Below are 21055 nucleotides of genomic sequence, written 5' to 3' on the forward strand. Positions count from 1 at the left end.
TCTGAGCATGGCAAGAGCATCGAAGCGAGATTTTATTGTTGAGACGGCGACAGGGATTTTTCTGGAGCAGGGCTTCAAGGGCACATCGATCGATATGGTGGTCAATGCCTGCAAAGTATCCAAACCCACGGTATACAACCATTTTCCCGACAAATCCCAGCTCATTGACGCCGTCATCGATGACTGGCTCAGGGCGCAAAACCCGGTTATGCCGGAGTGTGAGGATGAATCCGCCCTGTGGTGCGTGCTAAGCGAAAACTGGTGGCGTGATGAAGCTATCGCCATGTATCGATTGATTATTGGCGAAGGCTGGCGCTTCGATGAGGCTGCACAGCGGTTCTGGCGCGAATATGACGCAAAATGGCGTGATTATGTAGGAAAATACGGGAAAAGTAAGAGTTTTACTGCGGACGCAGTCGACGTATTGCAAGCCAAAGTCAGCCATGAATTGTGGACGCGGCTCAGTGACGGAGGAAAGCGGTCATGAAAATTCTTTTAACTGGCGCAGGCGGGTTTATCGCCAGTGTCGTTCTGGAGAAACTCCTGGAACAGGGATGTCAGGTGGTGGCGGTGGCGCGGCGGCGTGCGAACATTCCCGCATCTGAAGCAGTCAGTTTTATCCAGGCGGATTTGCAGAACCTGACCCGAATGGAAGACTGGTCCCCCATGCTGCGCGGTGTGGACGCCGTCATTAACTGTGCGGGCATCCTGTGGGAGACGCGCAAGGGCGACTTCGAGCTGGTGCACTTTGATGCGCCGAAAGCGTTGGCGGAAGCCTGCATACAGAATGGCGTAGAGCGATTTGTGCAAATTTCGGCCCTGGGAACGGAGCTGGATGGCGCTTTTATCACCTCCAAGCACAAGTTTGATGATTACCTGATGCGGGCGCTGCCCACGGCGGTGGTGTTGCGGCCATCCGTAGTGTTGTCAGAGAGAGGCTCATATGGCGGCACCTCTCTGTTGCGGGCGTTGGCGGCTTTACCTGGTGCGCTGTTCGTTCCTGGCGATGGCGACCAGAAGATTCAGCCGATCCTGCTGGAGGATCTGGCGTACGTGGTTGCACAGGCGGCGACCGGCGCCAGCGATGCGCAGAGTCTGGAGCAAGCCAGTGGCGTGGCGTATACCGTCGGGCCGGAAGTCGTTACGCTGAAAGAGTATCTTACCTTGGTGAGGCGCTGGTTGAAGTTTCCCGATTCGCGGATAGTTTCGGTTCCGCTTTCATTGGTGGGGCTGGCGGTATGGATTGGGCGCAGACTAGGGGCCGGACCGCTAAATGATACGGTATGGGGCATGCTGCAGCGGGGTAACTATGCCGAGTCGGGAGCCTATGAACGTTCCTGTGAAAAATTCGACTATGCGCCGTGTTCAGTAAAGGGATATTTGCAAACGTCCGCCAGTTTTGTGCAGGACCGCTGGCACGCCAGACTGTACCTGTTGCGGGAGCCCATATGGTTGACGCTGGTTGTGGTGTGGCTGCTGTCCGGCGTCGCGGGGTTCGTCGCTCAACCCGAGACATTCTCGCCTATATTGAAGGCGATGGGCTTACCCGAATTCCTATGGCGTCCTATGGTCTGGTTCACCAGCGCAGTGGATCTCGCGCTGGGGGCGTTTTTGCTGAGCCGCCGTCATATGGCGTTGGCGGGGCAGCTGATGTTGGCGTGCACGTTGGGATATACGCTGGCGCTGGGCCTGCTGGCGCCGGCTGTATGGCTGGAGCCTCTGGGCGGGTTGTTGAAGAATTTACCGCTGCTGTGCCTGCTGAGTGTATTTCTGGTGGTGGAAAAGCTGCGTTGAAAGAGGCGTTGTCGTATGGAGTGGTATCCCCTGGTCAAACTGATTCATATTCTTTCCTCCACCTTGCTGTTTGGTACGGGGCTGGGGACGGCGTTCTACATGTGGCGGGCGGACTGTAGCGGCGATGTGCGGGTTATCGCCGTAGTGGCTCGCAACGTGGTGCTGGCGGACTGGCTGTTCACCACTCCGGCGGTGATCATCCAGCCGTTGACCGGTTTTCTGATGCTGCATTGGTTGAATATTCCATATAGCACGCCCTGGATAGGGATAAGTCTGGCGCTGTTTGTCTTGGTGGGGTTGTGTTGGCTGCCCGTGGTCTGGCTGCAGATAAAGGTCGCCCGCGGAGCGGAAGCGGCGGTGCGGGAGGGGACAGGATTTAATTATCCCCACCGCGCCTACATGCGTATCTGGTATGCGCTGGGTTGGCCGGCCTTTATCGCCGTTATGGGTATTTTCTATCTGATGGTGACCAAACAGGGCTGGTGACAAGGCGTTGGCGCGCTGACGAGTGAAAAGGCGAGGGATTGCGGTCAATGCTTGGGTAAAAAACACGGAGTCTCCGTATATCGGTCTGATCTTTGCTAAGCTTTTGAAAAGAGTGGAATTATCATTTTACCCCGTTACAATTGCGATGAGGCTGGGGACATCTTCCAATCGTTGAGGATGGCGCGAAGGAACAGTCCCAGCAGTCAGCTTCTTGTTAATAGTGAGGCGCATGGATGCGCCTGCGCGGCGCTTTGCCGCGGGAGACAGGACCGGCATGTGCAGGCCCTGTCGTTGCAGACAAACAGAAGGAGGCTATTTGTCTGCCTGGTTAATGAAACATGATGTCGGTCAGATGGGGACGCGAACGGCGACGGCCCGGAGACCGGGGAGGAAGGAAATCTCTCCCTGTGGGATGCGTACGTAATATTGTGACCGCCCACTGAGCAGTGACGAATGAGTTGTTAACGTAGTAATGGATGCGACGACCCGGTCCAGGTTAGAAGTTCGCAGTCTGCGGTTTACGTTCCCTTTGTAGACGGTTGGATATCTCCGACGCGTCTTACCGATGATGTCATATCACAACAAGAAGGGAATGATTTATGAACATGGATCAGGAGAAGTCAGGCGAACGTCTGGCTTTGAGGAAAGTTGTCGGCGCTTTTTTTATCACCGCCATGATATCCGCCCCGGCTCTCGCCGCAGACCTCGTCTGCGCTTATGGCGATGGCCAGACTTTTCTCAAATGGAATGAAATCAACGATCCCAGCGTCCGCTATCAGATATATCGGGGAACGCAGCCGTTTCAGGTGGATCAAGCTTCACAGACTGTATTAGTGGGAGACGCCGAGCTGCTCGGCGATGCCGCCTTCGCTTCAGGGTTGAATAAGCGAAGGTCGGGACGACCGTACCTCACGCCGTTCTTTCCGATGACCAAAGGCGAAGGCCTGTATGTGCACACGATCAGGCAGGATACCGCCACCGCTTATTACGCCGTATTTCCCAATCGCGGCGGTCAGCGCCTGGAGTCTGTAGAGGACGTCTCCTTCGGTTGCGCGGTCAGTAATGAGAGCGTCGCGAAAACCGTGCCTTTTCTGCAGGAAAACGTAGGGGGCGTGCGATACTTTACTCATTGGGGCGCGCACTATGACACCGCCGTGCAGAAAGCCTTCTCCAACACGCCCAGCTCTCCATTCACCTTTGGCATTGAAGGCGATCTCAGCAAGACCGGCCAGCCTTTGTTTGTCGGCTTCCACCCGCGCCGGGCGGACCCGACCAAGACCCCTGAATTTGAAGTGAAGCCAGGCTCTTTTGATAATCCTGCCGAGGATGAGATTGTCTACTATCCGGAAGACTTCAACACTAACCTGCTCGACGCCTGTGGCGGAGACGACACTCAACCTTCCTGTGAAAGAGGACCGGTCGAGTTCGTGAATGACTTCTGGTACGGCTATCCTGATCGCCTCGGCATTCGTAATTGCAGCGCGCAGGAGCTGCCTCGTAATAGCAACGGACAAGTGATTATCCGCGATTACAGTCGCCAGCGGGTGCTGCATATTATTGGCTGGCTGAAGGGGTTATTGGTCAAGAACGACGGCGAACTGAAGTCAGTCATTGATCCTAATAGAGTGTACGCGGGCGGCTATTCCATGGGGGGGATCGGCGCTTTGTTTACGGCGGTGGCGTCGCCGGACGTCTTTGCGGCGGTCATGGCCAGTGCGCCCAAATTCAATTTCTCCGCTTCCTACAGCGAGCAGTCCGACCAATGGGATATTGGGGAAACCGAGCGCTGCTACGGCGATCATTTATGGGGGGATATGCCTTCCAGTACGGTATTTGTCGACCCGGATGGATTATGGATTTACGACCGTCTGAACCTGAATTATCTGGTGGATCATGCCCGCGTAGACTTACCGATTATGTATGTCATCAATGGTAAGAACGATAACGTCGTCAGTTGGGATGAAAAACCGGAGTTCTACCAGACGATGGAAGCCAATAAGCAGTTGGGCTATTTCTTTTGGGACCAGCGCGTCAAAAACGGTAAGACCCATACGCCCGTGGGCGGTGAGTGGGACCCCATGGTCGACTTCTCTACAATTTACGCCTATCGCAAGAATCAGAGTTACCCGGTGTTCACCCATGTACAGGGCGCGGATAATCCTGGCTCCGGTTCGCCAATGGACGGCGACGCAGTGGGCGTTCTCAATGGGTATTTGACGTGGGAGACGCATACGATTGTCGATACGCCAGTGCGTTTTCGCATGACGTTGAAGCTGCGCAGCCTGCGTAAGTGCGTTCGCTTTAATCCAGAGCGGGAGTGCCTGCAGATGGGCAGGGCGAACGCCCCTTCCAGCATTGTGACGGCGGATGTCAGCTTACGTGGTCTGCAGAGTTTCGAGGCGGAACCGAAAGGCGTTTATCTGTATAAAGCGACCAATCCGGACAACCCCTCGGAAATCTATCAGAGCGGGTTGGCAAAGGCGGACCCAAATGGTTTGATCACCATTGAAGGGCTGCAGATCCGCGACGCCGGCGTCACCCTGTTTCTTGGCAAGGCCGAAGATTCTGGCTCACGGCCTTAAGTCTTAACTTCCTCTCTTTAACGTCGCCGTATTGCGGCGGCGTTAACTCTGACGCTCTCTACTTTCGGTTGCGCCTGGTCCAGGGACTTTGTAAGGTCTGCGCTACTATCCTGCTTCGCGACCTAGGGAACCTCTGAAAAACTACCTGCGTTGCCATTGCTGCGTCAAAAGTCGGCTCAAAATGCTCATTTATTTACGATAAACTGCGCTTTTTCGCCGACTTTTTCCTTGCACTGGCGGCCTCGCCAAAGTTTTTCAGAGGTTCCCTGGCTATCGCCAGTGAAGCCGCCTAAATGTAACCGGGAATGACTTGTGAAAAAGAAACGCGCGCTGTTAATTCTATTGGGAGTATTCATTGTCTGGATGGCGGCGCCGGAGTCTCCGACCATACCGGTGCAGGGAGCGACCAGTAAAGACTGGCATCCCAATGCCTTCTGGTACGAGCCCTGGGGTAAATCAGGCGTGCATAAGGGGATTGATATCTTCGCCGATGCGGGAACGCCGGTAGTGTCGCCCACCTATGGTGTGGTGGTGTTCCGCGGCGAACTCGGTTTGGGCGGGAAAGTCGTGGCGGTGTTGGGGCCAAAATGGCGAATACACTACTTCGCTCACCTCAAAGATCAGTCGGTTTATCCCGGCTATCTGGTGCGCTCGGGAACGAAGGTAGGATCTGTGGGAGATACCGGCAACGCAAAAGGCAAGCCGCCGCATTTGCACTACTCGGCTGTGACATTGCTTCCTTACCCATGGCGAGCGGACGACGCCACCCAGGGCTGGAAGAAAATGTTCTTCCTTGATCCCAATGAAGTATTGGATGTTAAGTAAGGCTGCAGTCCAAGAGAGCGAAAATTAGAGAGAAAGAGGTAAAGCGCCTGTGAGACAGGCGCTTTGAAGGAAGGGACTACATTACCCAGTTCAACTGTACGGAGTACAGATTGGCGTCGCCTTCGGACGAGCCATTGAATTCGCCACGGAAATTAGATTCATCAGAAAGGTAAACCTTGTCACCGTTCAGGTGGGTATAACCCGCGTCTACGCTCAAATTGGCGTTAACTTTATAGGTAGCGCCGATGCTGTACCACATGCGATCTGCATCTGGAATGCTCAGGCTGCGGTTTTCTTCCGCAACAGGCGTTTCATCCAGCGCTAAGCCAGCTCTTAAAGTCAAGTAGCTATCGACGTTGTAAGTGGCGCCAATAGCATAGCGGATGGAGTCGTCCCAATTCTCTTCTTTCAGGACAATATCGTCTCCGCCATTCAGCTTAACTTCTAATTTGTCGAAATTTTCCCACCCCATATAAGTGACGCTGGCATGAACGGCTAACTGGTCATTAATACGTTGGAAAAGAGACAGTTCGGTGATATCAGGTAGGTCAACTGTTAAAGACCCACTATCGTTGTAGCCGGGTACGATAGCTGATTCCATGTCGCCTTCCAGCTTCACAGATAACTTGGAGCGATAAGACAAGCCCAAGCGTGTATTCTGGCTTAGGTTCCAAAGCACGCCCGCATTCCAACCCCATGCATCTCCATCTCCAGAGAGGTCTACTAGAGTTGCGCCAGAATACAGTGGGCTTGTTTTTGGAACAGAAGAAATAAGCTCCGCTTCAGCTCTAATGTAGTTAACGCCAAAGCCCAGACTGAGCTGATCATTCAATTTATAAGCAACACTGGGGTTGATATTGACAGTTTTGATGCTCGTTTTGTTAGCGATATCACTAGCGCCGTAATCATTTCCGTATTCAGTTTCCAGACCAAAGTTGGAAAATGCGCCGATACCTAGAGTTACCTGATCGTTTAAGGGGTGTACAAAATAAACGGCCGGAACTAGAGCACTTGGGGCTGCGCTATCTTTACCTGCATCCAGATTTGGTCCAGCGCCAAAGTTACGAGTGCCATCAACCTCAACGTTAGGATCGATATAACTCAATGCGCCGCTGAATGTGGTTTTTTCGATCAGTGACATTGCCGCCGGGTTGGCCGCCAGTACACTGGCGTCATCGGCGATTGCTGCTTCGCCGGCGTATGCCCGGCCCATACCTGACGCGCTGTGCTCCACAAGTTGGAAACCTGCCGCCAGGGCGGAATTACTCAGCGCCAGCGCTGCGCCAGTCACTAGAGATCTAACTACTTTATCTTGAAAGTGCTTCATCAATTTCCACGCTTTTTTTAGATTTTTTACGATGTCGTGTAACGGGCGATTTACCCGTCTCTTGAAAAGAGAGGATACAGGGTAGGCGTGAGGCCCGCTTCCGCCAATTGGCGTAAATTACCGTGGCTGTTTGTTTTTTAGGCGTGTTGCCCGAGAAGGCGCGTGGTTGCTGGGTTTTGCTAAAACATTAATTTTGTTAATTTTTATTAACTACGCCTTTTGAACTACCTGAAACGTGGCGATGCAGGGGCGGACGGCTGCACTCTTCCCGCAAACTTGCGTATCGGAACAGGGCGCTAACATGAGAAATGGAGGAGAAAAGGCGGCGCTTGAGCGCCGCCTGAGAGAGATTATTGAGAGGTCCACTCCAGCGTGACGCCGCTGAAATCGGTGTAACCGCGAAGGCTCATAAACCATTCGCCGGCTGAAGGGTTAGGAATGTCACAGGACTCGTTGTTGCCGTCTTTATAGGGACGACACTGGAAACGACTGCCGCTGGGCTGTCTGCCCTTGCGCACGTACAAGTCTGCATCGCCGCTGCCGCCGGAGATCTTAACGGTCAGTGTGGATACGCCTTCTGGGATGACGTCGCTGAAATGCAGCCATTCGCCAGAACCGCCGCTCAGACCACTTTCAACGCCATTGCCTTCGCTGTCGTCTCCGTTGTCTCCGCCGTCATCACCGCCGCCGCTGTATGAACCGGTCAGGCTCAGCCCGCTGTAGGCGCTGTAGCCCTGCAGCATGACGTAGTATTTGCCGGGCTTAACAGGCAGATCGGAGCAGGTTTCATCATTGCCGTTTTTGTAGGGACGGCAGTCATAGCTGGAGGAAGTCGGCTTCTCGCCCGCCTTCACATAGAGGTCGGCGTCGCCTGAGCCGCCTGCAATTTTGAAGGAAATGTCGCTGGCGCCAGCAGGCACATCCAGCACATAGTATTTTGAGCTGCCAGCGGAACCGCTCAGATCCGTCAGGGCTTTGCCGTTGCTCAGGCTGGTGGCGTCGCCGTTATCTCCGCCATCATCGCCGCCGTCGTCTCCACCGTCATCCCCGCCGGTATGAGTGTTGATCCAGCTGGCGAAGCTGGGCACCGCCGTATAGACGCCATACTTGTTCGGCCGCGCGCAGCCATCGCCCCAGCTGACGACGCCCAATTGCCGGAATTCGCCCGCCTGGTTGATGAACAACGGACCGCCGGAGTCGCCCTGACAGGAATCTTTGCCGCCCTGTTTGAGGCCTGCGCAGACGTTATGGTCATGGATATTGCTGCTGCCGTAGGCGCTGCGACACTCATCCAGAGACACGACCGGCACATCTACTTTCTGCAGAGCGTTGGGAGAATTGCCGCCTTCGGACGTATCTCCCCAGCCGATGACTGTGGTCATGAGGCCGTCGTAGATATCGTTGGGCGCGCCCAACGTGATGCGGGTGTATTTCTCGTCGATTTTTTGCGCGACTTTCAACAACGCAATATCGTTTTGCATGGTGTTGGAGTTATAGCCCGGGTGGTTGATGACTTCCGTCACCTGTATGACCTGGGCGTCGCTCATGTCGTTCTGACGGTGCAGACCAACAACCGCCTTGAAGCTGCTGGCGGAGCGTCCAGATGTACAGTGGGCGGCGGTTAGGACATAGTAGTCGCTGACTACGGATGCGCCGCACCATTGTCCTCCGTTGTACTGCAGGTACACCATGAACGGGAATTCGCCTTCAGACGCTTCTTCTCCGCCCACGATTTTCGCGGTAATGCTACGGTAGGATTCAATATTGTCGGGACCGCTGGCGTAGACATTGGCGGCGAACGTCAGTCCGGTCATCATCCCTACTAGCAGGGGTTTTTTGCACAGTTTCATTGTCGATTCCATTGCATGAGATTGTTTTAATTAAAGAGAGCTTTTTCTTAGTTGTACTGATTGCTCCCCGTCGGCTGTGCACCAAGGCGAGAGGGGACTGCGCTCCCGCGGCTCCTTTATATTTATTGGTGTTCAGATAATAAACCATACATCCACCTCTGAATGCCTTCAATTCGGTCGAATGTCTTAGGTTCAGGGGTCTATGTCAGGGTCTTATCGGCTTGGCCTGCAAATCAATATAGCGGTGAATTTGAGACTATGTATCACCTGTATAGCCTAGGCGCCGCTGACTCAGGTCTCGTAGTTTTGTCGTGAGGCCCGAAAGCGCACGCGCAGCTTGCCGCGACGCACCTCTACGTTCTTCACCAGAGCGCGCGCCAGTCGGTGGCGCAGGCTATCCATGCGGAACTGGAAAACCGGGGCGCCGGCGACATAACGGGATAGCGCAATACGCACGGCGGCGCGGGCCGGTTTGAGGTAGCGGCCGGGGATGGGATGTAGCTGTAGGTCGGTGATTTGCGGGTCGAAGAGATAAAACGCGCCTTCCTGCGGCGAGTAGGAGAGAACGCCCTCCATTTCCACGACGCCAGTGGAGATAAAGCCGCCGGGAAGTTGCAATTCCACCCTCGCTCCCACGGCGATGCGATTGCGGGCGTCGTCCAGGCGCACCCAGGGATCATGCAGTCTGACTCCCAACAGGTATTTCCTGGTTTCAATAGGGAAGTGCGCGGTGAGATAGCGCTGCAAATCCAGCTCGGTCAGCGCCAGCCTGTAAGCCAGCGCTCTGACGATGCTGCGACTGATTTTATAAGTCCACGCGAGCCTTAAATTTTGCATACCGCTGCTGATTATGTTGTTTTAAGCGCCATGTTCAATCCCCGGTGGAGACGTTTGATCATGGTAACCAGTAATGAGTCTGAACTGATAATAAGAACTTTCCAGTTGAAAGATGAGGACGAGGTCGTCGTTTTATGGGAAAAATGCGACTTGGTGCGCCCCTGGAACGATCCGCGCAGGGATATTCACCGCAAACTTAAAGTCGATCCTGATCTGTTTCTGGTGGGAGAGTGGCGTGGACGTCCGGCGGCGACGGTAATGGGCGGCTATGAAGGGCATCGCGGCTGGGTGAATTATCTGGCGGTGGACCCTCAACATCAGGGTTTGGGCTGGGGGCGCGCATTGATGGATGAGCTGCAGAGGCGTTTGCTGGCGCTGGGGTGTCCGAAAATAAACTTACAGATTCGTAAGGATAATCTGGCCGCCATCGGGTTTTATACTGCCCTGGGCTATTTGGAGGATCAGTCCATCAGCATGGGCAAGCGGTTGATCCCGGACTGATTCATCTCCCTGCGGGCGACGTGGTTATACGCTATTGCTCCCTGCGTCGGCATATTGCAGGATGGACGACAAAGAACTCTGGAAATAATCCACATGAAAAAACTGTTTTTACCGATATTGGTTTTGATGTCTCTGTTGAGTGGTTGTGCGGCGTTATCGCCTTTCAGCATCAGCGAGGCCACACTGGAGAGTTACATGCAGGAGCAGGTGAGTCGCTACGACCGCCAGCAACTGGAATCCGGGTCGCCACTGTCATTGGCGCTGGATAAAGTGGATGTCACCCTGGGGCCGGAAGGCCGTGATGTAGCGGTGTTGGAGCTGAACGGAGAAGTCGCGGTCAACGCGCTGATGGCGAAACTGCCGGTGGGCGTTTTCCTGAAAGTAGAGGGCGCGCCTTATTACAACAGCCAGGAGAAAGCGGTGTATATCCGTCGCCTGCGCTTGCTGGACAGCCGTATCGACTCCCCTTACTTCAAGGGCGATTTCAAACCTGTGACGGACAACGCCATGCGCTTCCTGGCGCAAATGCTGGAGACCATGCCTGTGTACCGCCTGGATGACGCTAACTTGGCGGGGCAGTTTATGTCTCTGACCAATATGGATTTGAAAGTGGCGCCGGGCAAGCTGGTGTTCGTACCTTCCGACAAATAATTTCCGTCGGACTGGCCGCCTGCGGCGGTCAGTCCATGATGGCTGCTTCCCCTTCCGCCTCGACATCATTCCATTGATGTAAATGACACACCTGCGGACAACAGCTTGGCAGGTATTTAAGCCACTCGGCGATAGTGAAAAACTTGATCTTCTCTCTCAGCCACAGCACCCCGGGGTCACGATCATGGCGGGCGTGCCAGATCATGGATACGGGGGTGGGGCGTATCTCCAGAGGCGGCTTGGTGACATGCAGCGAACCGCATTTGGCGCCTTTGGCGATCACCATATTGGGAACGACGGAAATCAGGTCGCTGCCTTCCAACAGCGCCGGCACAGAGGCGAAATGATTCACCGTCATCGCCACGCGACGACTCAACCCCTGCTGGCTGAGCGTAATATCGACGAAACCGGTGGCTTCTCCTGTTAAAGACACCAGCAAATGATCCGCCTTCAGATATTTCTCCAGGGTCAGCGGTTCTGCCGCCAATGGATGGTCTTTGCGCATGGCGCATACATAATCGCTTTCAAACAGAAAATCGTTGCGGAACGAAGTGCGGAACTCCTGCATCACGCCCACGATAATATCCACTTCGCCGTTGGTCAGGATGCTTTCCGAGTTATTGCCGTTGGCGGGAACCGCATGCAGATCAATGTTAGGCGCTTCCGTCTCCACCATTCTGCGCATGGGCAGCCAGATCAGATCCGTCGTGATATCGCTCATGCCCACGCGGAAGCGTCTGCGAGTCGATGATGGGTCGAAATCCTGCGGGTTGACGGCGTCCTTCAGTTGAATCAATGGGCCGCTCACCTGGTGCCATAGACTGAGCGCGTGGGTGGTGGGCTGGATGCCGCGCCCGTTTTTCACGAACAAGGGATCGTTCCAGACCTGACGCATACGCGCCACCGCATTGGACACCGCGGGCTGGGTCATGGAAAGCCGCTCCGCCGCGCCGCTAATGGAGTTCTCGGTCATGATGGCGTCGAAAATAACGAGCAAATTCAAATCTATATTACGCATATCGAGCCTTCATATAAAAATTAATGATGTATCGAATATCAAATATAAATTAGACGATATCAATGATTGCGAACAGAATGCAAGCATCGCAAAAAACCTGAGGCGCTAACGGAGCTACTGACAGCAGGTTGTCAGTAGAGGCCGGTTATTGTGCGCCTGTCAGTCAAAGGAGCTTGTCATGAAATTTTCCAGATCTCTCATTCTATACGGAGCGGCAGTGTCGGCGGCAGTCCTGTTGAGCGCCTGCCAGCCCGCTGAACCTCCACAACAGCAAGGCCACGCTATGGCGCCGCCAATGGTGGACGTCGCCACCGTGCTGAACGAGCCCGTTACGGAATGGGACGAATTCACCGGTCGCCTGGAGGCGACGCAAACAGTTGAGTTGCGCCCGCGGGTGTCAGGTTACATCGATAAGGTGACCTTCGAAGAAGGCGCGCAAGTCAACAAAGGCGATCTGCTGTTTGAAATCGATCCTCGCTCTTTTCAGGCGGAAGTGAATCGCTTGAACGCTGATCTGGCCAGCGCCGAGGCGCGCCTGGAACTTGCCGATCGCGACATGAAGCGGGCGCAAAGCCTGAAAAAGCAGAACGCGATTTCCGTAGAGCAGGTGGACAGCCGCGAGAGCCAGTTGAGTCAGGCTCGCGCCCAGGTGCAGTCTACTCGGGCTGCGCTTGAATCGGCCAAGTTGAATCTGAGCTTCACCAAAGTGACGGCGCCGATTGCCGGTCGCGTCTCCCGCGCGGTGATTACTGAAGGCAACTATGTACAGGCAGGTCAGAGCCTGCTGACAACATTGGTGTCTACGGACAAGGTTTACGCCTATTTCGACGCTGATGAGCGCACGTATCTGAAATACCGCGATCAGGTCGCCCGGGGCGATCGTCCCAGCGCCCGTGACGGCGATAACCCTGCGCTGATGAGTCTGGCGAACGAGCAGGACTATTCTCATACCGGCTACATCGACTTCCTGGATAACCGGGTAAATCCCGAGACTGGAACTATTCGTGGACGGGCGGTGTTCGATAACCAGAACGATGAATTCACGCCGGGTCTGTTCGCCCGCGTCAGAATTATCGCCAGTGGCCGTCATGAAGGCATCTTGATCAACGATCGCGCCATCAATACGGATCTGAGCAACAAATTCGTACTGGTGCTCGGCGAAGATAACAAGGTGACCTACCGTCCAGTGGAGCTGGGTCCGAAAGTGGATGGCCTGCGTCTGATCCGCAAGGGGCTGCAGCCCGGCGAGAAAATCGTGGTGAATGGTCTGCAACGGGTGCGTCCCGGCGCTGAAGTGACGCCGCAGGAAACCGCCATGGCGGAGCCCGCTGCGCTGGAGCGTTTCTACGCGCAACAACAGATCGTGGAAAAGTATTTGACGGAGCAGGCCCGTCTGGAAGCGGCGCAAGCGGCCGCCCCGGCGAAAGCCTCTCCCAACGCCGCACTGGAACAGCCTCGCGGCTAAAGGTAAGCAGTTATGAATCTGTCGCAATATTTCATCCATCGGCCCATATTGGCCGGCGTGCTGTCGATAATGATATTTATCGCCGGCGCATTGGCGGTGTTCGAGCTGCCTATTACGGAATACCCCGAAGTGGTTCCGCCTACGGTGGTGGTGAACGCCACCTATCCCGGCGCCAATCCCAAGGTTATTGCTGAAACTGTCGCCTCGCCGCTGGAACAAGAGATCAACGGCGTGGAGAACATGCTCTATATGTCTTCCCAGGCCTCTTCCGACGGCCGCATGGCGTTGACGGTGACCTTCGCGCTGGGCACAGACCTGGACGAAGCGCAGGTGGACGTGCAGAACCGCGTCAGTCGCGCATTGCCGCGCCTGCCCAACGAAGTGCAGCGTCTAGGCGTGACGACGGAGAAATCCTCGCCGGACCTGACCATGGTTGTGCACATGGTGTCGCCGGATAACCGTTACGACACGCTCTATCTGGCGAACTACGCCACCTTGAACGTGAAAGACGCGCTGTCGCGGATTGAAGGCGTGGGCGCAGTACGTGTGTTCGGCGCTGGAGATTACTCTCTGCGCATCTGGCTGGACCCGGAAAAAGTGGCTGCGTTGAATCTGACCACCAGCGACGTGCTGCAAGCCATTCGTGAACAGAACCGCGCGGTGGCGGCGGGCACCCTGGCGGCGCCGCCGTCTCCCAGCGCCAGTGATTTCCAGTTGCTGATCAACGTGAAAGGCCGCCTGGAATCCACGGAAGAGTTTGAAAACATCATTGTCCGCGTCGGCCCGAATGGGGAAATGACCCGTTTGAAAGACGTCGGCCGCGTGGAGCTGGGCTCCAGCACTTATGCATTGCGCTCTTTGCTGAACAACAAGCCTGCTGCGGCGTTGCCGATATTCCAGCGTCCTGGCTCCAACGCCATTGAGATTTCCGACAACGTGCGCGCCACCATGGCGGAATTGAAGAAGTCGTTTCCGGAAGGCGTGGACTACTCCATCGTTTATGACCCTACCGTTTTCGTAAAAGGCTCTATCAAAGCGGTGGTGCAAACCCTGCTGGAAGCCATTCTGCTGGTGGTTATCGTTGTGGTGTTGTTCCTGCAGACCTGGCGCGCCTCGATTATCCCATTGGTGGCGGTGCCGGTATCCCTGGTGGGTACCTTCGCAGTAATGTATCTGTTCGGTTTCTCTCTGAACGCGTTGTCCTTGTTTGGACTGGTGTTGGCCATCGGCATCGTGGTGGATGACGCCATCGTGGTGGTGGAAAATGTCGAGCGTAATATCGAGCTGGGCATGACGCCGGTGGACGCCACCAAGCAGGCCATGAAAGAAGTGACTGGTCCGATTATCGCGACCTCTCTGGTGTTGAGCGCGGTGTTTATTCCTACTGCGTTTATTTCCGGGCTGACCGGGCAGTTTTATAAACAGTTCGCGTTGACCATTGCGATTTCCACGATCATTTCGACCATCAACTCCCTGACCCTGAGTCCGGCGTTGTCCGCAGTGTTGCTGAAGCCGCATGGCGCCAAGAAAGATCTGCTGAGCCGCATGATCGACGGCCTGCTGGGACGCTGGTTGTTCGCGCCTTTCAACAAGCTCTTTGCGAAGGCTTCCAATGCCTATACCTGGGGCGTGAAGCGCATCATTCGCGGCGGCCTGGTGATCCTGGTGGTGTACGGCGGTCTGATCGGCCTGACCTATCATCAGTTCCAGACCACGCCCGTGGGCTTCGTGCCGCAGCAGGACAAGCAGTATCTGGTGTCCTTCGCGCAGTTGCCGGACGCGGCCTCGCTGGATCGAACGGAAGACGTGATTCGGGAAATGTCCGCCATCGCGCTGAAGCATCCCGGCGTGGAATCCGCTGTCGCCTTCCCTGGTTTGTCCGTGAACGGTTTTGTGAACGCCCCCAACAGCGGCATCGTATTCGTGACGCTGAAGCCCTTCGAAGAACGTAAGGACCCCTCTCTGTCCGCAGGCGCTATCGCAGGACAGTTGAACGGCGAATACAGCGCCATTAAGGAAGCTTTTGTGGCGATATTCCCGCCGCCTCCGGTCATGGGGCTGGGCACTATCGGCGGTTTCCGCCTGCAGGTCGAAGATCGCGCCAGCATGGGCTACAACGAGCTGTATGCGCAAACCCAGAATATCGTGCAGAAAGCCTGGGCGACCCCAGGACTGACTGGCCTGTTCAGCAGCTTCCAGGTCAACGTGCCGCAGATCGATGTGGATGTGGATCGCGAGAAGGCCAAGTCGCACAACGTGTCTCTGAACGATGTGTTCGAAACCATGCAGGTCTACATGGGCTCGCTGTATGTGAACGACTACAACCAGTTCGGCCGCACCTATCAGGTGAATGTGCAGGCGGAGGATGACTTCCGTCAGGAGGCGGATCAGATCAGCCGCTTGAAAGTGCGCAACGGCCAGGGCGACATGATCCCCATCGGTTCCTTTGTGAACGTCACTCATACGGCGGGTCCGGATCGGGTCATGCACTACAACGGTTACCCTACCGCGGAAATCAATGGGGCGCCGGCGCCGGGCTACAGCTCCGGTCAGGCCCAGGCGGCGATTGAGAAGCTGCTCAAAGACGAGTTGCCCAACGGCATGACCTTTGAGTGGACCGAGCTGACCTATCAGCAGATTCTGGCGGGCAACACGGCAATATTCGTCTTCCCGCTGGTTGTTCTGCTGGTCTTCCTGGTGCTGGCGGCGCAGTACGAAAGCTGGTCGTTGCCATTGGCGATTATTCTGATCGTACCGATGACGTTGTTGTCAGCCATGACCGGGGTGATTCTGTCCGGCGGCGATAACAATATCTTCACCCAGATTGGACTTATCGTGCTGGTGGGACTGGCGACCAAAAACGCGATTCTGATCGTGGAGTTCGCCAAGGAGCGTCAGGATGCGGGTCTCAGTCTGATGGACGCCATTCTGGAAGCCTGTCGCCTGCGTCTGCGTCCGATTCTGATGACGTCTCTGGCGTTCATCATGGGCGTGGCTCCATTGGTGTACTCCAGCGGCGCTGGCGCGGAAATGCGTCACGCCATGGGCGTTGCGGTGTTCTCCGGCATGATCGGGGTAACGATCTTTGGATTGTTGCTGACGCCGTTGTTCTATCACCTGATTCGTCGCTGGGTGAAAAAGCGCGATCCACAGGACGCAGCGCAAGGGGAGGCGGCTCATGCGTAAGGCGAAGTTTTTCCTGGTCTCCGCGCTGACTCTGGCTATGGCGGGATGCATGACAGTGGGGCCTGATTATCAGGCTCCGGAACAGCCTGCGGCGCAATTGCAGACGTTTAATCAGCAGCAGTTCGACTTCCAGCGTATGGAGGAAAACTGGTGGGGACAATTCAACGATCCCCGTATTGAGAAACTGGTGGATCTCGCCCTTGCTGACAACCATGACATCGCCAAGGCGCGGGCCAATGTGAAGGCGGCTTACGCCGCCTTTGACGACAGTCGCGACGACCGCTTTCCGAAAGGCGGCGTGGGCGCCGATTACAGCGCCTCGCGCGCCAAGTCGGCGCCGACTTTCTCTGACGCGGCCAAGGTGGAGCAGTATTCCGCTGGAGGCAACCTGAGCTGGAATCTGGACTTCTTCGGCCGCGTGACGCGGCTGATGGAAGCGGCGGAGGCGGAAGCGCTGTCCAGTGACGCGGCGTTACGCAATGTGCAGGTGGAGATCATCGCCGAAGTCGTCCGCGTCTATGCGGACTTGCGCGGCGCCCAGGCGCAGATTCAAGTGGCGCAGCGCAATCTGGAGAATCTGAAATCCGTCGTGGATCTGACGGAAGCCAAGTACAAGACGGGCGTCGGCGCAGAGCTGGATGTGGTGCGCAGTAAGGCGCAGTATGCCGGCGCTCAAGCCACTCTGGCTCCATTAGAGGCTCGTATCGCCCGTGATGAATATCGGCTGGCGGTGCTGACTGGCTCCGAGCCCGGCAAGCTGGCGATGGACTTGAGTTATCAGCCCATTCCCCAGGTGGCCACGGCGCTGGCTATTGGCGACCCCGCGACCTTGTTGCGTCGCCGTCCTGACGTGCGCGTCGCTGAACGGCGTTTGGCGTCGGCCACCGCCCGAGTTGGCGTGGCGACGGCGGACCTGTTTCCCAAGGTGGAGATGACAGGCTTCCTGGGCTTTATTTCCGGCTCCGGCAGTGAACTGCTGAAATCCTCCTCCGGCGCATGGTCCGTGGCGCCCAGCCTGAACTGGGCGGTGCTGGATTGGGCTTCCCTGAAGGCGCGGGTGCGAGTGGCCGAGGCGCAGAACGAAGCGGCCCTGGAAGACTATCAACAGACGGTTCTGCGGGCTTTGGAAGACGCACAGCTCAGCTTTGTTAATTATCATCAGAGCCAACAGCGTTATCTGCACTTGCAGGCGCAGGTGGAGAGCAGCGCGCGGGCTCAGGAAATCGCCCAGGCGCAATACAAGGAAGGCTTTATCGACCTGCTGGTGTTGCTGGACACGGAGCGCACCCGTCTGGCGGCGGAAGACGCAGCCATGCAGGCGGAGACGGATATCATGAAAGGCGTTGTGGAAATTTACCGCTCTTTGGGCGGCGGCTGGGAAGCGTCGGCGGATAATGTCGCCGCGACCGGCTCGGAGGCGTTCACACGAGGCTAGCCCCCTGTTTTCTGCGGCCATCTGACGTCGTCGCGCGCTTTGCGGTCCTTTTTGCGATCTCATGACAAGCGCAAGGGGCACGACACTGACGGCGGATGGTCGCAGATCCTTTTTCTAATTCTGGAAAACCTCTGTCAGTTTTTTTTCATGTGGAACACCTCCACACGATTCCTGCCTTGATCTTTGGCCTGCTGCAAGGCCACTTCCGCTTGTTTGAAAAGCTGCTCGAACGGCGTATCGCACTCTCCGATACACAGTCCGATAGACGCGGTGACGCGTACTTCCGGATCGCCATCCTCGGGCCCGGTGAAGACCATGTCGGCTATGGATTCGATGAGGCGTCCAGCGATCTGCATGCCGACCTTATCATTGGCCTGACTGAGGAAAATGGCGAATTCTTCGCCGGCGATACGTCCAAACACATCATATTCACGCAACGCGTCCCGGGTCATTTCCGCGATGCGGCGCAATATTGCGTCACCCACCGGATAGCCATAGTTGTCGTTGACCTTTTTGAAATGGTCCATGTCCAGCAGCATCAGCGTCATGGGCGCACCGGTGCGCCAGCAGCGATTCGCCTCCGCTTCCGCCGCTTCGAAAAAGCCGCGATAGTTGGAGACATGCGTGAGTTCATCCGTCATCGCCATATGGCGTAACTTCTGGTTGGCGTGATTGATGCGGCCTTCCAGTTGCTTCTGCGCGGTGAGGTCGCGGGCGCGCACCAGCATGCGGCCCTGTTTGTCGATCTGCTCCGAGAATAAGAACCAGCGACCGCCGCTGATCTCCACCTCATAGCTGCGGAACTGGCGCGTGCGACGTAATTCCTGTGCGTATCGCAACCACCCCTCAAGATCGTCGGACTCAATGTGAATCCCTTGCCGGGTGTCGTAGCAACGTTCCGCCAGACGACGAAAGCTGAAACCGGCGAGAAAGTCGCATTCAGCATTGAAAAGCCGGGCGAAAGCGGCGTTGCAGTACTCAAGAAGATCCTGGTCGTTGAAGAGGGCGTAAGCTTCGTCGCTGCTTTCTATAAAAGCGAACAGCGTATGCGCCAGATCGTTGACTTCGCTGGACATGAATAAAGGCTCCACAGCGGGTGCAAAAAATAAGTTGGAATAAGGCGTTGCGCGCTTTCCGCCGTTGATGCCGGCGCGACGCAATGCGGCGCATCAAAAATAACGCCTATTAATTAAGTAGCATACTTTTCAGGATTATTCCGCCGCAGGACGCGGCGGAGCAGGTTCAGCCCAGCTTGTATTCGATCTCGGCGGAGACGCTGGGGGCGTTGGAGCGGCTGCCCAGGGTCACCATGGTGCGATTATCGAAAGCGTGGGTCCACAAGGATAAGTCATTGGGCACGTAGACGGGACGGGTGAATTTAAATGACGCCTGGCGAATCTCACGTTCATTCTGATTGCTCAGATAGCCCATGATTTTGCCGACGGAATACATGCCATGCACTATCGGTTTCTTCATGCCGCACAGACGCGCGGTCCACTGGTACAGGTGGATCGGATTGAAGTCGCCGGACAGTCGCGCATAACGGCGAATATCGGCGCTGCCGAAATAGAAGGTCGTCTGCGGAGCCGCGTCGGAAAAAGGCGTGCGCGGTCCGTTACGGGCGGGGCGATGATTGCCAGGGCGTTTGCTCAGGTAATGATTGACCATTTCCACCGCCACCTGACCGCGGGTCCAGATTTCCGTCGTCACCGTGAAGCTTTGCCCATGCGCGCATTCTTCCTGACCGGATAAATACGCGCGTACAGTCAATCGGTCCTGGGCGCATACTGGAAAGCGCTGGATAAACTTGACGCCCAGGTGCACCAGACCCAGCAGTTTGAGAGGGAATTCCGGCCGGGTCAGCAGGGTCAGCTGGGGTTTTTGGGTAAAAACATACAGAAACGGCAGGGGCGCGCGTTCAGTTTGTCGGTATTGCGGACTAAACTCAAAGAAGTGCAGATATTTTTCCAGATGGCTGCGGCAAAGAGTGATATCGAAAACCTCAACACATAATTCGGGCAGGCGAGTGTATGTCAGCTCCCGCTTTAGCAAGGTCTTTGCGTAAAGCGTCAGTAAATCAGGGAGTTGGGGTTCGGTGTAGCTTACTACGTGCATAACTGTTCTCTTCTCGCCGCCGGCCGGTGGTCGAATGCGCTCATTCGTGACATCCCGGTTGTCTGTTATAAAGTTGTCTGTTGTAAATATGTAACCGTTTGTAAAGTTGCTATATAAATAGATTAAAAAAGAATCAGCTACAATAGGCTTTTGGGTTGGTAGGGTCGGCCGAAAGGATGATAAGGCGCTATTATCATTGCGGAGAAAAGGCCAAATGAGACTGTCAGTATGGGTGTTTAGTGGGCTGCTCGCGCTACTGATGCAGCCGTCAGCGGCGGAAATGTCGCTGGTGCTGGCTTCACAGGAGGACTTCAAGCCATATGAATGGCGCGATGGCGATCAGGTCAAAGGCCTGGACGTGGATATCGTCGAAGAAATGGCGCGTCGTCTGGGCTGGAAGGTCGATATCAAGCTCTATCCTTGGAAAAGAGTGCTGCATGAGGTGGCGGCGGGGTCCATTGATGGCGGCTTTTCCGCTTTTCGTACGCCGGAAAGGGAGGAGTATGCGATTTTTCTCGATCCGCCGATTCACCTGAGCACCTATTGCGTGTTTGTTAACCCGGAGCGGCCTATCGTTTTTTATAGTCTGGAGGATTTGGACGGCAAGGTACTGGGCAAGAATCTGGGCTTTTCCATCAATCCGGAGTTTGATCATGCGCAAAAACGGGGACGCTTTGAGGTGATCGAGAAGAGCATGAGCCATAATCTGCGTCTGCTTGCCGCGCAGCGCATCGACGCTGTGATTGGCAATGCCCTGGAAGTGGACTACATGGCGCGGGAACTGGGCCTGGAAGAGAAGATAGAAGGGCTGCCGACAAAAGTCGCATCGGATACCCCCGCCCATTTGATTATCTCCAGAAAATCGCCGCTGGCCAAAGATCCGGAATTGCTCAAGCTGATGGAAGAAACCCTGCGGCATATGCTGGAAGACGGCACTTACGCCGCCTTGCTGAAGAAGTATCAATAATCCTGACGACGCTTCG

17 protein-coding genes are annotated in these 21055 nt (G+C 55.7%); 11 read left to right on the forward strand and 6 right to left on the reverse strand.

What is annotated here, in order from left to right; translation table 11 throughout:
- The first annotated feature begins 7 nt into the window (after positions 1 to 7).
- From ONV78_RS02460 to ONV78_RS02480, 5 genes are all read left to right on the forward strand, one after another.
- Positions 8 to 487 carry a TetR/AcrR family transcriptional regulator gene (locus tag ONV78_RS02460; protein WP_279500803.1) on the forward strand — a complete coding sequence of 160 codons (480 nt, stop codon included), beginning with the start codon at positions 8 to 10 and terminating at the stop codon, positions 485 to 487.
- Entirely contained in the window at positions 484 to 1794 is a 1311-nt protein-coding gene (locus ONV78_RS02465; RefSeq protein WP_279500805.1) for an NAD(P)H-binding protein, read from the forward strand. The genes ONV78_RS02460 and ONV78_RS02465 overlap by 4 nt, the downstream gene beginning before the upstream one ends.
- 15 nt (positions 1795 to 1809) lie before the next feature.
- Positions 1810 to 2280 carry a DUF2269 domain-containing protein gene (locus tag ONV78_RS02470; RefSeq protein WP_216736651.1) on the forward strand — a complete coding sequence of 157 codons (471 nt, stop codon included), beginning with the start codon at positions 1810 to 1812 and terminating at the stop codon, positions 2278 to 2280.
- A gap of 599 nt (positions 2281 to 2879) precedes the next feature.
- On the forward strand, positions 2880 to 4862 hold the full coding sequence (locus tag ONV78_RS02475) for an alpha/beta hydrolase-fold protein (protein ID WP_279500809.1): 1983 nt from the start codon (positions 2880 to 2882) through the stop codon (positions 4860 to 4862).
- A gap of 312 nt (positions 4863 to 5174) precedes the next feature.
- Positions 5175 to 5687: a M23 family metallopeptidase gene (locus ONV78_RS02480; RefSeq protein WP_279500810.1), complete on the forward strand. Its 513-nt coding sequence runs from the start codon at positions 5175 to 5177 to the stop codon at positions 5685 to 5687.
- Between the two features lie 76 nt (positions 5688 to 5763).
- On the opposite strand, the gene ONV78_RS02485 is transcribed toward ONV78_RS02480, so the two are convergent.
- From ONV78_RS02485 to ONV78_RS02495, 3 genes are all read right to left on the reverse strand, one after another.
- The gene (locus ONV78_RS02485) at positions 5764 to 7014 is read right to left on the reverse strand and encodes an outer membrane protein transport protein (protein WP_279500813.1); all 1251 of its coding nucleotides are present in this window, start codon (positions 7012 to 7014) and stop codon (positions 5764 to 5766) included.
- 350 nt (positions 7015 to 7364) lie between these two features.
- Positions 7365 to 8864, reverse strand: a complete 1500-nt coding sequence (locus tag ONV78_RS02490) for a trypsin-like serine protease (RefSeq protein WP_279500814.1) — start codon at positions 8862 to 8864, stop codon at positions 7365 to 7367.
- Positions 8865 to 9155: 291 nt separating this feature from the next.
- Entirely contained in the window at positions 9156 to 9701 is a 546-nt protein-coding gene (locus ONV78_RS02495; protein ID WP_279500815.1) for a DUF1439 domain-containing protein, read from the reverse strand.
- A 60-nt stretch (positions 9702 to 9761) separates the two neighbouring features.
- On the opposite strand from ONV78_RS02495, the gene ONV78_RS02500 reads away from it, so the two are divergent.
- Both ONV78_RS02500 and ONV78_RS02505 read left to right on the forward strand, forming a co-directional pair.
- Positions 9762 to 10202: a GNAT family acetyltransferase gene (locus ONV78_RS02500; RefSeq protein WP_279500816.1), complete on the forward strand. Its 441-nt coding sequence runs from the start codon at positions 9762 to 9764 to the stop codon at positions 10200 to 10202.
- A gap of 93 nt (positions 10203 to 10295) precedes the next feature.
- A complete protein-coding gene (locus ONV78_RS02505; RefSeq protein ID WP_127974268.1) occupies positions 10296 to 10853 on the forward strand; it encodes a DUF1439 domain-containing protein in 558 nt (185 codons plus the stop codon).
- 28 nt (positions 10854 to 10881) lie between these two features.
- Here the strand turns inward: ONV78_RS02505 and ONV78_RS02510 are convergent, their stop codons facing one another.
- The gene (locus tag ONV78_RS02510) at positions 10882 to 11871 is read right to left on the reverse strand and encodes a LysR family transcriptional regulator (protein ID WP_216736643.1); all 990 of its coding nucleotides are present in this window, start codon (positions 11869 to 11871) and stop codon (positions 10882 to 10884) included.
- A 178-nt stretch (positions 11872 to 12049) separates the two neighbouring features.
- Between ONV78_RS02510 and ONV78_RS02515 the strand changes: the two genes are divergently transcribed.
- Genes ONV78_RS02515 through ONV78_RS02525 form a run of 3 tightly spaced genes read left to right on the forward strand, consistent with a single transcriptional unit; the run spans position 12050 to position 17957 of the window.
- Entirely contained in the window at positions 12050 to 13336 is a 1287-nt protein-coding gene (locus tag ONV78_RS02515) for an efflux RND transporter periplasmic adaptor subunit (RefSeq protein WP_279500820.1), read from the forward strand.
- Between the two features lie 12 nt (positions 13337 to 13348).
- Positions 13349 to 16522 carry an efflux RND transporter permease subunit gene (locus ONV78_RS02520; protein ID WP_279500822.1) on the forward strand — a complete coding sequence of 1058 codons (3174 nt, stop codon included), beginning with the start codon at positions 13349 to 13351 and terminating at the stop codon, positions 16520 to 16522.
- Positions 16515 to 17957, forward strand: coding sequence for a TolC family protein (locus tag ONV78_RS02525; RefSeq protein WP_279500824.1), 1443 nt, complete (start codon positions 16515 to 16517; stop codon positions 17955 to 17957). The genes ONV78_RS02520 and ONV78_RS02525 overlap by 8 nt, the downstream gene beginning before the upstream one ends.
- 134 nt (positions 17958 to 18091) lie before the next feature.
- Here ONV78_RS02525 and ONV78_RS02530 read toward each other — a convergent pair whose 3' ends face one another.
- Both ONV78_RS02530 and ONV78_RS02535 read right to left on the reverse strand, forming a co-directional pair.
- Complete coding sequence (locus tag ONV78_RS02530; RefSeq protein ID WP_279500825.1) at positions 18092 to 19033, reverse strand: GGDEF domain-containing protein; 942 nt, start codon at positions 19031 to 19033, stop codon at positions 18092 to 18094.
- A gap of 166 nt (positions 19034 to 19199) precedes the next feature.
- A complete protein-coding gene (locus ONV78_RS02535) occupies positions 19200 to 20072 on the reverse strand; it encodes a MaoC/PaaZ C-terminal domain-containing protein (RefSeq protein WP_216736638.1) in 873 nt (290 codons plus the stop codon).
- Between the two features lie 214 nt (positions 20073 to 20286).
- On the opposite strand from ONV78_RS02535, the gene ONV78_RS02540 reads away from it, so the two are divergent.
- On the forward strand, positions 20287 to 21039 hold the full coding sequence (locus tag ONV78_RS02540; RefSeq protein ID WP_279500829.1) for a transporter substrate-binding domain-containing protein: 753 nt from the start codon (positions 20287 to 20289) through the stop codon (positions 21037 to 21039).
- The last annotated feature ends 16 nt before the right edge of the window (positions 21040 to 21055 follow it).

It is taken from the genome of Hahella sp. CR1, from assembly GCF_029813005.1.
Taxonomy (GTDB): Bacteria; Pseudomonadota; Gammaproteobacteria; order Pseudomonadales; family Oleiphilaceae; genus Hahella.